Origin of the sequence: Bradyrhizobium sp. HKCCYLS2038, from assembly GCF_051167655.1 — a bacterium.
GTDB lineage: Bacteria > Pseudomonadota > Alphaproteobacteria > Rhizobiales > Xanthobacteraceae > Bradyrhizobium.
The window spans coordinates 1782050-1794857 of sequence record NZ_JBNPTM010000001.1; the positions used below are offsets into that span (position 1 = coordinate 1782050).

Annotated in this window: 10 protein-coding genes; 6 read left to right on the forward strand and 4 right to left on the reverse strand. The window is 66.3% G+C overall.

What is annotated here, in order from left to right:
* Positions 1 to 23: 23 nt before the first annotated feature.
* On the reverse strand, positions 24 to 740 hold the full coding sequence (locus ACQR1I_RS07730; RefSeq protein WP_434888715.1) for a hypothetical protein: 717 nt from the start codon (positions 738 to 740) through the stop codon (positions 24 to 26).
* Between the two features lie 3 nt (positions 741 to 743).
* Between ACQR1I_RS07730 and ACQR1I_RS07735 the strand changes: the two genes are divergently transcribed.
* The 4 genes from ACQR1I_RS07735 (at position 744) to ACQR1I_RS07750 (ending at position 6174) form a co-directional block, all read left to right on the forward strand.
* A complete protein-coding gene (locus ACQR1I_RS07735) occupies positions 744 to 1058 on the forward strand; it encodes a hypothetical protein (RefSeq protein ID WP_434888716.1) in 315 nt (104 codons plus the stop codon).
* A gap of 239 nt (positions 1059 to 1297) precedes the next feature.
* Positions 1298 to 4978, forward strand: a complete 3681-nt coding sequence (gene putA, locus ACQR1I_RS07740; protein WP_434868875.1) for a trifunctional transcriptional regulator/proline dehydrogenase/L-glutamate gamma-semialdehyde dehydrogenase — start codon at positions 1298 to 1300, stop codon at positions 4976 to 4978.
* Positions 4979 to 5292: 314 nt separating this feature from the next.
* Positions 5293 to 5523: a hypothetical protein gene (locus tag ACQR1I_RS07745; RefSeq protein ID WP_434868874.1), complete on the forward strand. Its 231-nt coding sequence runs from the start codon at positions 5293 to 5295 to the stop codon at positions 5521 to 5523.
* A 150-nt stretch (positions 5524 to 5673) separates the two neighbouring features.
* Complete coding sequence (locus tag ACQR1I_RS07750) at positions 5674 to 6174, forward strand: ferritin-like domain-containing protein (RefSeq protein WP_434868873.1); 501 nt, start codon at positions 5674 to 5676, stop codon at positions 6172 to 6174.
* Between the two features lie 184 nt (positions 6175 to 6358).
* On the opposite strand, the gene leuD is transcribed toward ACQR1I_RS07750, so the two are convergent.
* Genes leuD through ACQR1I_RS07765 form a run of 3 tightly spaced genes read right to left on the reverse strand, consistent with a single transcriptional unit; the run spans position 6359 to position 10437 of the window.
* Positions 6359 to 6976 carry a 3-isopropylmalate dehydratase small subunit gene (gene leuD / locus ACQR1I_RS07755; RefSeq protein ID WP_434868872.1) on the reverse strand — a complete coding sequence of 206 codons (618 nt, stop codon included), beginning with the start codon at positions 6974 to 6976 and terminating at the stop codon, positions 6359 to 6361.
* The gene (leuC, locus tag ACQR1I_RS07760; RefSeq protein ID WP_434868871.1) at positions 6973 to 8394 is read right to left on the reverse strand and encodes a 3-isopropylmalate dehydratase large subunit; all 1422 of its coding nucleotides are present in this window, start codon (positions 8392 to 8394) and stop codon (positions 6973 to 6975) included. The genes leuD and leuC overlap by 4 nt, the downstream gene beginning before the upstream one ends.
* Positions 8395 to 8433: 39 nt before the next feature.
* The gene (locus ACQR1I_RS07765; RefSeq protein WP_434868870.1) at positions 8434 to 10437 is read right to left on the reverse strand and encodes an FAD-dependent oxidoreductase; all 2004 of its coding nucleotides are present in this window, start codon (positions 10435 to 10437) and stop codon (positions 8434 to 8436) included.
* A 145-nt stretch (positions 10438 to 10582) separates the two neighbouring features.
* Here ACQR1I_RS07765 and ACQR1I_RS07770 point away from each other — a divergent pair, with 145 nt between their 5' ends.
* Together ACQR1I_RS07770 and ACQR1I_RS07775 are read left to right on the forward strand one after the other, a co-directional pair.
* A complete protein-coding gene (locus ACQR1I_RS07770; RefSeq protein ID WP_434868869.1) occupies positions 10583 to 11407 on the forward strand; it encodes a GntR family transcriptional regulator in 825 nt (274 codons plus the stop codon).
* Positions 11404 to 12627: an ABC transporter substrate-binding protein gene (locus ACQR1I_RS07775; RefSeq protein WP_434868868.1), complete on the forward strand. Its 1224-nt coding sequence runs from the start codon at positions 11404 to 11406 to the stop codon at positions 12625 to 12627. Before ACQR1I_RS07770 ends, ACQR1I_RS07775 begins: the two co-directional genes overlap by 4 nt.
* Positions 12628 to 12808 lie beyond the last annotated feature (181 nt).

Below are 12808 nucleotides of genomic sequence, written 5' to 3' on the forward strand. Positions count from 1 at the left end.
CCTGTCGGGGCCGAGCCCGGCCGTCAGACAGTCGCAGTCTTCTGCATGCTCTTGCGCCAGACCGCCAAGAGAAGCGATGTCACGAACTCCCTTGCGGGACACTCGCTCCAATGGCCGTGCATGAACGCCATTTCTTCACCGGGTGCCTTGGCGTGCGCAGCTTCGAGTTGCAGGACGACGAGCGTCCCGGCCGAAAGCGGCTGATCCACGATCGGAGTCTGGACCTCGGTCTCGACGGTCCGCGGGACCTGTTTGGGCGCGGCGATGCAGCGCCGGACGGCGGCCTCGTCGCTCAGCGCTGAGAGATCCGGCGCAGCCCTCAGCTGGCGCATCCGCGATAGCGCCGCAACGACGCCATGCAATCCGATCGCCGTACCGTGGAAGCACCACGGATCGTCCTTGGCACGCGCTCTCAACAGATCGAAGGCGCGACGCAGCCGTCCGGTGAGCTGCCAGATGATGGTCTTTGCGGACAAGCCATCGCGAAACTGATCGATCTTGCTCGCGGCCTCCCAGCTTGCCTGGTCCGATCGATAGGTTGGTACGAACCGGCAGCCGATGATCTGCTGGACCAGTATCGCGGCCTCGTCGTCACGTCCTCGGCCGCACACGTAGTCAGCGAGGATGGCAACCTGCTCGTCGGCCCATGGCTCGCTTGGCTGGGAGCCACTGAGCATGGCTGCGAGCTCTTGCTGTCGACCGCAGCGGCCGAGATCGTCTCGCGGCGCCAGCACCGGCAAGAATTGCTCGCCGAAGCGAAACCATCGCCGGATCTTGCCGATCACCAGGCGATTGATCAGCGGGCCTCGCACAACAAAATTGCGATCGAGGAATGGCTGCTCGGCCAAAGACCGGATCTCCTGGGGATCGGAGACCTGGACGACGTCGACGAGACCGGGCACCCTAACGCGACGTGCCATGCTCTTGACCATCAGCCATTGTTTGAAATCCCAAAAGTTGTCGTCGCCTATGCGGGCGTGGCAGGCAAGTCCGGCACGACGGAAATCTGGCGACTGACGGGCGCGAGAAAACCCGTTTCGAGCCGCTACGCAAGCTAGCGTTCCCGATCCGGCCTGCCAAGTGTTCGCCGGATGAATCCTCCGGGGTGGCTCGTGATGCAAAAATCGTCGCTCTCAACGGTTGTCACCACGTCCACGGGATCTTCGTCCTCGCCATCTCGGTTGGTGAGTCTCGGAGCCGCAAATCCACGGGGGGGGTGACGTGCTCGCAACGGGACGTATGGCTGCTCAACATCGGCTAGGATGCTGCGCATCCTGCTGCACGGAAGGAGGCTGCGATGTCGCTTGGGAAAACCACAATCGGGCTCATCCATTCGTCGCCCGCGTTTGCCGCGTTCAACGCCACCGTCGTGCGACAAAGCGGCCTGCGGGCGGCGATCACCGCGGCCTATCGTCGTGCCGAGCCAGACTGTGTGAAGCCTTTGCTCGATCTGGCCGCGCTCTCCGACACCGCTTCGCAGCGCGTCGCCGCATTGGCGCGCGACCTCGTCGTCCGGCTGCGCAGCAAGGCGGGGGCGGGCGGCATTGAAAGCTTGATCCAGGAATATTCGCTGTCGAGCCAGGAGGGCGTGGCGCTGATGTGCCTGGCCGAGGCGTTGCTGCGGATCCCGGACGTTGCGACGCGCGATGCGCTGATCCGCGACAAGATCGCGACCGGCGATTGGCGTGCCCATATCGGACATAGTCCGTCGCTGCTCGTCAACGCGGCGACCTGGGGGCTGATCGTCACCGGCAGGCTCACGGCGGCGGCCAGCGAGGACAGCCTCGCCTCGGCGCTGACGCGGCTGATTGCGCGCGGCGGCGAGCCGGTGATCCGCCAGGGCGTGACGCTCGCGATGCGGCTGATGGGCGAGCAGTTCGTGTCGGGACAGACCATTGCCGAGGCGCTGTCGAACGGCCAGCGCTGGGAGGCGCAGGGCTTTCGCTACTCCTACGACATGCTCGGCGAGGCTGCGACCACGGCGCATGATGCCGCGCGCTATCTCGCCGCCTACGAAACTGCGATTCATGCCATCGGGCGCCACTCCGCCGGGCGCGGCATCTACGAAGGAGCGGGCATCTCCATCAAGCTCTCGGCGCTGCACCCGCGCTACAGCCGTCCTCAGCGGGCCCGGGTGATGGACGAACTGCTGCCGCGCTTGAAGCAGCTGGCGGGGCTCGCCAGGCACTACGACATCGGTCTCAACATCGATGCCGAGGAGGCCGACCGGCTCGACCTGTCGCTCGACCTGCTCGAAGCGCTGTGCTTCGATGCGGAGCTTGCCGGCTGGAACGGCATCGGCTTCGTGATCCAGGCCTATCAGAAGCGTTGCGCGTTCGTGGTCGACTGGATCATCGATCTGGCGCGCCGCTCGCAGCGCCGGCTGATGGTGCGGCTGGTCAAGGGCGCGTATTGGGACAGCGAGATCAAGCGGGCGCAGGTCGACGGCCTCAAGGATTTCCCGGTCTTCACCCGCAAGGCCCATACCGACGTGTCGTATCTGGCCTGCGCGCGCAAGCTGCTGCGCGCGCCCGATGCGGTGTTCCCGCAGTTCGCCACCCACAACGCGCGAACCCTGGCCGCGATCGTCGAACTCGCCGGACCGAACTACTATCAAGGGCAGTACGAGTTTCAGTGCCTCCACGGCATGGGCGAGCCGCTCTACGAGGAGGTCGTCGGTCCCGGAAGGCTGGGCCGCCCCTGTCGGATCTATGCGCCGGTCGGCTCGCATGAGACGCTGCTGGCCTATCTCGTCCGGCGGCTGCTCGAGAACGGCGCCAACACCTCGTTCGTCAACCGCATCGCCGATCCCAGCGTGACGATCGACGAGCTGATCGCAGACCCCGTCGAGATCTTGCGGGCCTCGGAGCATCCTGGCGCAGCTAACGACAAGATCAGGCGTCCGCGCGAGCTGTTCGGCAAGGCCCGCATCAACTCGGCTGGCCTCGATCTCTCCGATGAGAGTGCGCTGGCGCATCTCGGCGACGGACTCGTCGCGAGTGTCAGTTGTGCCTGGATGGCTTATCCGTCCGGCGCCGCGGACAGCCAAGGCACGCGCCTGATCCGCAACCCAGCCGACCACAACGACATCGTCGGCAATGTCAGGGATGCGAGCTCATTCGAGATCGAAGCCGCGCTTGCGCGGGCGGCAGCTGCTGCTCCCGCCTGGGCGGCGACGCCCGCAAGCACGCGCGCGGCCTCTCTGCGTGCGGCGGCCGACGCTCTTGAGGCACGCAGCACGATCCTGATCGGCCTGATCGTGCGCGAAGCGGGCAAGACCTTCGCCAATGCCATCGGCGAATTGCGCGAGGCGGTCGACTTCCTGCGCTACTATGCGAGCGAGATCGAGCAGGTGACGGAGGACGATGGCCACGTTCCGCTCGGCCCGATCGTCTGCATCAGTCCGTGGAACTTCCCGCTCGCGATCTTCACCGGCCAGGTCGCGGCGGCGCTTGCGGCCGGCAATCCCGTGCTGGCGAAGCCGGCCGAGGAAACGCCGCTGATCGCTGCCGAGGCGGTGCGCATCATCCAGGAGGCCGGCGTCCCAGTGGATGTCCTGCAACTGCTGCCGGGCGATGGCCGCGTCGGCGCGGCCTTGGTCGGCGACGCGCGCGTGCAGGGCGTGATGTTCACGGGATCGACTGAGGTCGCGCGGCTGATCCAGCGTCAGCTCGCCGAGCGCGTCGGCGCGCATCGACAGCCCGTGCCGCTGATCGCCGAGACCGGCGGCCAGAACGCGCTGGTCGTGGATTCCTCGGCGCTTGCCGAGCAGGTCGTGGGTGACGTGATTGCGTCGGCCTTCGATAGCGCCGGCCAGCGCTGCTCGGCGCTGCGCATCCTCTGCCTGCAGGAGGATGTCGCCGACCGCATCCTGTCGATGCTGCGCGGGGCGATGCGCGAGCTCGAGATCGGCAATCCGTCCCTGTTGTCCGTCGATATCGGCCCCGTGATCAGCGCGGAGGCGCGCGCGACGCTCTCGGCCCATGTCGCTGCGATGCGCGCGCGCGGCCACGCCGTCGACGAGCTGCCACTGCCGCCGCAGGCAGCTGTTGGCAGCTTCGTTGCGCCGACCATCATCGAGATCGCCAATATCTTCGATGTCGAGCGCGAGGTGTTCGGCCCGGTGCTTCACGTGCTGCGCTATCGCCGCGACCAGCTCGTCGACCTCATCGAAGCGATCAACCTCACGGGTTATGGTCTGACCTTCGGCGTACACTCGCGGATCTCGGAGACGATTACTCGCGCGACGAGCCACAGCGCGGCCGGCAACATCTACGTCAACCGCAACATCATCGGTGCCGTCGTCGGCGTGCAGCCGTTCGGCGGCTCCGGCCTATCGGGAACCGGGCCGAAAGCAGGAGGTCCGCTGTACCTGCGCCGGCTGTTCGCAACGCCGCCGAGGCCGACCCTTGCTCCGGCTCAGCTGCCCGACGAATCTACGAGTATCTATCTCGGTTGGTTGCGCGCCAACGGACGGGAGGACGCGGCCCGACACTGCGAGTCCTATTTGCCTCACGTGTTGGCCGGCCTCGAAATCGAGCTGCAGGGCCCTGTCGGCGAGCAGAACATCTATCGCGTCACCTCGCGCGGGGCCGTGGCCGCGCTGGCGCGAAGCGAGCAGGCGTTGCTGATCCAGATCGGCGCCATCCTGATGACAGGCAACGATGCATTCGTTGAAGGCGCGAATCCTGTCGCCGGCATGCTGGAACCTCTCATCAGCCCGCTGCGCGGCCGGCTGCGAATCGTGGACAGCTGGCGGGCTCTCGGTGGCCTGCAAGCCGTCCTCTCGGACAGCGATGCGCAGGAACTCATCGCGCTCGGTCGCGACCTCGCTGCGCGGCCGGGGCCCATCATCCCGTTGGTGACGCCCCGCGCCTCAGACGGTTGCTATGACCTCGACAGGCTGGTCATCGAGGTCAGCGTCTCCACCAACACCGCGGCTGCGGGCGGCAATGCCAGCCTGATGTCGATCGGCTGAGCGCAGCCAAGGTCGTCCGGGCTGGGCAGGCTAAGGGCACTGCTATAGCCCGACACGTGCACGCCTACGCATTCGATGATGCGACTCACGTTCGCTCATCATGGCGCGATCCGCTTGCGTATGCTGCACACGGTCTGGTGATCGCAGCGCGTCGTCATCAGGCGGCCACGAACCGATGGCATGGAACCGCCATGATCTGCTGCGGCGCGGTCGAATCCGCTGGCGCGGCGACATCGCGCATGGATTAACGCAGTTGATATCGCCTAGTCTCCCGAGAGGATTAGTTAGGTCGCATCAGGGCTCGGAGCTGCCACATGCACGACCCCGTTGACCAGCCGCGTGATGAGCCGAGTTCCACGGGAGCGGATGCCGCAGGCCAGCCTGATGGCGTCATCGGCGTCACGACAGCACAACTGATACAGCTTGAGAGGTCGCCGGCGATCGGGCCGGTGACGGGCGCCGAGCTCAGCGAAGATCAGCTTGACCACGAGCAAAAGAATCCCTGCGTCAAGGAGCAACTCGTGACGCCGACGATGTGGCGCTGATCGCGCTGCGGTCGCGCCCCCGTACAGGACTAAGAGCCTCGTTGCTGCGGCGACGGCGCCAGCCGAAGTTAGGAACGTTTCCCGCGAGCGGCCGGTTGTGCGCACGGCGATTGGGCTTCCGCCCATCATAGATACGGGAACAACGACGACATGAGCAACAAAGCGCGGGACATTTTCATCCTCGGCCTTCGCAACGCCCATGCCATGGAGGTTCAGGCACGGGAATTGATGGAACGCCAGTCCGAGCGGATGGACGACTATCCGGACGTCAAAGCGATGCTGCAGACGCATCTGCAGGAGACCAACGAGCAGCTGAAGCGGCTCGATCAGTGCCTGACTGCGTGCGGCGAAAGCAGTTCGACTCTCAAGGACACGATGCAGTCCGGAATGGCGAATCTGATGGCGATGGGACATGCGATGTCGGGCGACGAGATCCTGAAGAACACGTTCGCCAACAATGCCTTCGAGAATTTCGAGATTGCCGCCTACAAGTCGCTGCTGGCGCTGTGCAGTGCTGCCGGCGTCGAGGAGGCCCGCGGCCCGCTGCAGCAGTCGCTGCAGGAGGAGGAGCGGATGGCGAAATGGGTCGATTCCAACGTCGAAAAGGTCACGCTGCAGTTCGTCCAGCACGAAGAACGGCAGCCGGTCTGATCATAGGTATCTCGGGCCGGGTGCGGAACCCGTCAACCAGATCGCAACCTCCGGTATCAACCGGATACCCGCGAATCAGTTGATCGGGTACACCAAATCCAGCCCTTCTTGGGGCGTTTCCTCCCTGGACTTGGGCCGCCTGCACTGAACGTGCGGGCGGCTTCTTTCTTTTTGGGGCTGCAGTTCAGGCCCGCCGGTTCCCCAGCTCGATCCAGGGCCGATCAGCCGCGTCGCGCGTTTCGAAGGCGGCGATATCACCAGCTCGCGATGCCGTCAGATCGAGATCGTCCCAGCCGTTGAGCAGCTTGGTGCGCCAGATCGGATCGATCGAGAAGGTAAACGTCTGGTTTCCGAGCCGGATCAGGCCGTCCTTGAGATCGATGGTGATAGTCGTTCCCGTTTGCAACAGCGTGAGAATCTCCTCGGCATCAGCTTCGCTGACCCTGGCTGGCAGCAATCCGTTGTTGACGGCGTTGGAAGCGAAGATGTCGCCGAAGCTCGGCGCGATCACGCAGCGGAAGCCGAAATCGGCCAGCGCATAGACCGCCGCCTCGCGCGAGGAGCCGGCGCCGAAATTGCGCCGGGCGACCAGCACCTCGGCGCCATCGGCGCTCGGTGCGTTGAGCGGGAAATCAGTTCGCGCCTTGCCCGCCTCGTCGAACCGGAGGTCGTGGAGCAGATACTGGCCATAGCCGTCGGCGCGCGAGCGCTTCATGAAGCGCGCCGGAATCAGCTGATCGGTGTCGATGCTGGCGAGCGGAAGCGCGCAGGCGGTCCCTGTGAGGATGTCGAACGGCTTCATGCATCGCTCCTCAGCAGCGGCCGCACGTCGGTCAGATGGCCGGTGATCGCGGCCGCCGCGACCATGGCCGGCGACATCAGGTGCGTGCGCGCGCCGGGCCCCTGGCGGCCCTTGAAGTTGCGGTTGGTGGTCGATGCGCAGCGCTCGCCCGGGGGCACGAGGTCGCCGTTCATGCCGACGCACATCGAGCAGCCCGAACCGACCCAGTCGAGACCGGCGTCGATGAAGATGCGGTCGAGGCCTTCCTGCTCGGCCTGCTGCTTGACGAGGTGCGAGCCGGGCGACACCAGCCCGGGCACGCGGGCCTTGCGGCCTGCGAGAACGCTCGCCGCGGCACGCAGATCCTCGATGCGGCTGTTGGTGCAGGAGCCGATGAAGACCCGATCGATCCCGATCGTGTCGAGCGCCTGGCCCGGCGTCAGCCCCATGTAGTCGAGCGCCTCGCGGACATGGCCCGCGCGTGAGGACTCGTCGAGGCAGGCGGGATCCGGTACGCGCGAATTGATCGGCAGCGCGTCCTCGGGACTGATGCCCCAGGTCACGGTCGGCGCAATGTCCAGGCCATCAACAACGATCTCGCGATCGAACCCCGCGCCGGCATCGGTCGGCAACGCGCGCCACGCCGCGATGGCGCGCTCCAGCACGTCGCCCTCGGGCGCGAACGGCCGTCCCTGGACATACGCGAAGGTGGTCTCGTCAGGTCCGATCATCCCGCAGCGCGCGCCGCTCTCGATCGAGAGGTTGCACAGCGTCAGCCGCCCCTCCATGGAGAGCGCGCGGATCGCGGCGCCTGCATATTCGATCGCATGCCCCTGCGCGCCGTCGGCGCCGATCCGCGCGATGATCGACAGTGCGATGTCCTTGGCGGTGATCCCCGGCGCGGTGGCGCCGTCGACGGTGATCCGCATCTGCTTCGGCTTCTTCTGCCACAGCGTCTGCGTCAGCAGCACGTGCGCGACCTCGGAGGCGCCGATGCCGAAGGCGAGCGCGCCGAACGCGCCATGCGTCGAGGTGTGGCTGTCGCCGCAGACCATGGTGAGGCCCGGCAGCGTGAGGCCTTGCTCCGGCCCGACCACATGAACGATACCTTGGCGCGGATCGTCGAAGCCGAACATCCTGATGTCATGGGCGCGGCAATTGTCATCGAGCTGCCGGATCATGCCGGCGATCTCGGGCGCGATCTCGCTCAGCACGCGCGTCCGCGTCGGCACGTAGTGATCGGCGACGCCGATGGTCAGATAGGGCCGCCGCACCCTGGCACGCTTCTCCTTGAGCTTGTTGAAGGCGTGGAACGAGCCCTCGTGCACGAGGTGCCGGTCGATGAACAGGAGATCAGCGCCGTCCTCCCGGCGCGTCACCACATGCGTGTCCCAGACCTTGTCGAACAGCGTCCGCGGCAGCCGTGCTGCATCCGTCATGTCCTGGCGTCCTCGATCGATCTCGGCGTCATCGACTCCTCATGTCGTCACTGCCGAGCCCGCAGGGAAGGGGGCGCGGGCTGCCATGTGACCCTGATAGACCGCTTCCAGCGCCGTGCGCGGTGCATTGTTGTCGCCGACCTGCATCACCGGCAACCCGGCGCGCCGCAAGGCGAGATAGAGCGACTGATCGGCCCTGTTATGATCGACGGCGATCAGCGCCGAGAAGCCGGAGATGCGCTCGACCTCGCCGGTCGACAGATCCTCGACCTCGAGCGTCTCGCCGTCGTAGGAGCGCACCGCGCGCAACGTCGCGATCCGCACCTTGCGCTCGCGCAGGCGGCGGCTGTTGGCGAGCGTCGAATAGATCGTGGTGCGCCAGGCGTAGCTCGTCGCCGGCACGAACAGCGTCACGGCCTTGCCGAGATCGGCGAAGTGCTCCAGCGCGGCGAGCGTGCCCCATTCGCCGGTGCGATCGAACACGGCGACCGAGGCGCCGAGCTTCTCCGGCGCATGCAGCGCGTCGGGCAGGGTGAATACCGGGCCGTTGCCCGCAATCGGCATGGCAGTCGTGGTCGATCCGGTTGCCAGCACGATGCGGTCGGCGCCGAGGGCCGCGATGTCAGCCGCGTTCGCCTCCTTGTTGAAGACGACCGACACACCGAGCCGCGCCAGGGCCGCGATCTGGAACTCGACGAACGCCTTGAAGTTCGCACGCTTCGGCATCAGCCACGCCGTGCCCAATTGACCGCCAAGCTGATCGCTGCGCTCCCACAGCGTGACGTGGTGTCCCAGCGCAGCGGCAACGCGCGCGGCTTCCAGTCCCGCAGGCCCACCGCCAACCACCAGAATGCGCCGCGGCGCTATGCGCGGCAGTGCCTCCGGCTCCTCGAACCGTCCTTCCAGTCCCGCGATCGGATTGATCAGGCAGCGGATCGGCAGGTTCCGCTCGAGCATGCCGGCGCAGCCTTGGTTGCAGCCGATGCAGCGGCGGATCTCGTCGACACGGCCCTCGACCGACTTGCTCACGATCGCCGGCTCGGCGAGATGCGCGCGGGCCATGCCGACCGCATCGGCGTCGCCCGCCGCGATCATCGCATCGGCCTCGTCGAGTCCCGTGAAGCGGCACACGGCGAACACTGGGGTCGCGAAGCCTTCCGCACGCAGCGAATGGCGGATGCGCGCGGGCAGGGTGCGGAACGGCGCCGGGTCGAACGCCATGTCGGCCATCTGTGTCGCCAGCGAATAGCTCGCGACATAGGCCGAATGCGAGACGTTGACGAAGTCGATCCGGGTCTGCTGCGCCAGCATCGGCACGATGCGCGCAGCCTCGTCGATGCCGAGTCCGCCCTCGGCATATTCCTCGCCGCTGATGCGGATGCCCAGGCAAAAGCCGTCACCAAGTTCCGCCCGCAACGCCGCGAGCACGCGCCCCGGAAAGCGCAGCCGGTTCTCCAGCGAACCGCCGTACGCGTCGTCCCGCTTGTTCGATAGCGGCGACATGAACTGCTGCAGCAGATGCCCATGCGCCATCTGCAGCTCGATGCCGTCGAAGCCGGCGGCGACGAGGTTACGCGCCGTCACCAGATGCCCCTCTATCACCTGCTCCATGTCGAACTCGTCCATCGGCCGCGGCGGCAGCGCCGAGATCGACCACGGGATCGGCGAGGCGCCCCACGACACCGTGCGCTCGAAGTCCCCCTCGACCTGCCGTCCGAGATGGATGATCTGGCCGAGCATGCAGGCCCCTTCGGCCTTCACCGCATCGGTGATGCGGCGGAACGGATCGATGCAGGCGGGATCGAAGCCGCACACGGCCTGCGGCCGGCCCAGCGAATTGGCATGCACGCGGATGGATTCGAAGATGATGGCGCCGACGCCGCCGCGCGCGCGGGCGCGATGATAGGCGAGGTGCTGCGCACTCGGCAGGTGGTTCTCGCCGAAATTGGTGGTGTGCGCGGGAACGAAGATGCGGTTGCGGAAGCGCAGGGGGCCGACGTCGAGCGGGCTCAGCGCCTGTGCATATGGCTGATGCTGCGACAAATCGCGTGATCCTCCCGGTGCCCAATCCGTGGCTCGATCCTTGCTCCAAAGGAGCAGGCGGGGCCAGTTGACCTAAGCTGTCATATTTTCTATACACCTACTGTATTGAAAGCAAGATAGCTCTCATCAACGGGACTTCCCGCCCTTGCGCACCGCGTCCGAGCCACTGAAGGCACGACGGATCTACCTGCTCCTGAAGGACAAGATCGCCTCCGGCGAGCTTGCGGACGGCGAGCGGTTGCCCGGCGAGTTCGCGCTGGCCGAGGAGCACAACGTCTCCCGCGTCACCATCCGCCAGGCGCTCGATCTGCTCGCATCGGAAGATCTCATCGAGAAGAAGAGCGGGCTCGGCACCTTCGTGCATCGCCCGGCGTCGAAGGTGCGCACGGTGCTCGCCGATGTCGCCAATGTGTTTGCGCATCTGATCGAGATGGGGCGCACGACGGACGTGCGCCTGCTGTCGTTCGACTATGTCACGCCGCCGGACCAGATTCGCGAGGTCCTCCAGCTCGCGCCTGATGAACGCTCGCAGCGCTCGGTGCGCGTCCGACTGGTCGACGGCGTTCCGTTCTCCTATCTCATCGCGCATGTGCCGGAGCGCATCGGCCGCAACTATTCGCGCGAGGATCTCGCGCGCATGCCGCTGCTCGAATTGATCGAGCGCTCCGGTTTGACCAGCGCCTCGGCGCGGCAGGAAATCAGCGCCGTGCTGTCGAGCCCCGATGTGGCGGCGGCACTCGACATCGATGTCGGCATGCCGCTCGTGGCCTTGCGCCGCACGGTCTACGGCAAGGACGGCCAGCCGATGGAGCACCTGCAGGCGCTCTATCGGCCCGACCGCTACACATTGCAGATGAACCTCGAACGGACGGGCGACGAAGGGCACCGGCACTGGAGCCCGACCGCCGAGGTGTACCGCAGGGAGCGCCCGCGCCGGCGGCCGCCAGTCAGGAAAGTGGGGAAGTCATGACGCGTCGCTCGAACTCACTGTCACGCCGCACCGTGCTCAAGAGCGGTGTTGCACTCACCTCGATGCTGGCAGCGCCAGGCCTGCTGCGCGCCGAGCCGGCGCCGGTCAAGGTCGGCCTGCTGCAGCCGATCTCCGGCGCCTTCGCGCTCGACGGTGACCTCGCCAAGATCGGCGCCGAGTTCGCGGTCAAGGAGATCAATGACGCGGGCGGCATCAAGGCGCTCGGCGGCGCCAAGCTCGAGCTCGTCGTCGGCGACAGCCGCTCGAACGCCGAAGCCGGTGCGCAGGCGACGGAGGAGTTGCAGTCCGCCGGCGTCGTCGGCGTGCTCGGTGGCTTCGCGTCCGGCATCGCGCTGACGGCGACGCAGACCGCGGCGCGCTACGATCTGCCGTTCGTGGTCGACTGCGCGGTGGCCGACACCATCACCGAGCGCGGCCTGAAGAACACCTTCCGCTTCAACCCGAACTTCAGCATGGCGACCGCGGTCGCGCTGAAGAACCTCGTCAAGCTCAACGACGACGCCGGCAAGCCGATCAAGACGGTGGCGATCGTCCATGAGGACGGCCTGTTCGGCTCGGGCCTCGCCAAGATCATGCAGGAGAAGCTGCCGCCGCTCGGCTTCCAGATCGTCGAGACCATCGCGCATCCGACGCCGGCGCGCGACATGACCAATGTCGTGCTGCGGCTGCGCGCGCTCAATCCCGATCTGATCGTGCCGTCGCATTACTTCAACGAGTTCGTCCTGATGGCCCGTACTCTGCAGCAGCAGCGCGTACGCCCGAAGGGCATCTACGCCGTGTTCGGCGGAGCCGCCTCCAGCTATCGCTTCGTCAACGAGTTCCCCGAGGCCGCCCAGGGCGTGATGGACTGCAACCATTGGGGCGATCCGAAGAGCCCGATCACCGCCAAGCTGCGCGAAACCGTGACCGCCGCCGGCAAGTTCTACGCCTACAACACGCCGATCAACTACTCGCTGATGAAGGTGTTCGCCCAGGCGATCGAGAAAGCCGGCAGCGCCGACCGCGCCAAGATCATCGAGGCCCTGGCCGCGAACGAGTTCGACAGCGGCATCATGCCTTACGGCAAGACCAAGTTCGACGCCAAGGGCCAAAACACCAGCGCACTGCCGATGAACACGCAGGTGCAGGGCAAGGACATCAAGGTGATCTATCCGGCGGAGTACGCAGAAGCCAAGCCGATTTTCCCGATCAACGGGTGAGCGAAGAGGAGATGAAGCGCCGGCTGCAGTCAAACGACTGACGCCCGCGCTTTCGTTCGGGTCGAGCGCTCACCGCGTTGGCGGTACGCTCCCTCGCCCCGTTCTTACGGGGAGAGGGTTGGGGTGAGGGGCAGCCGCACGGGAGGCGCGCGCGGACAGACCTGTACCCCCTCACCCGGAT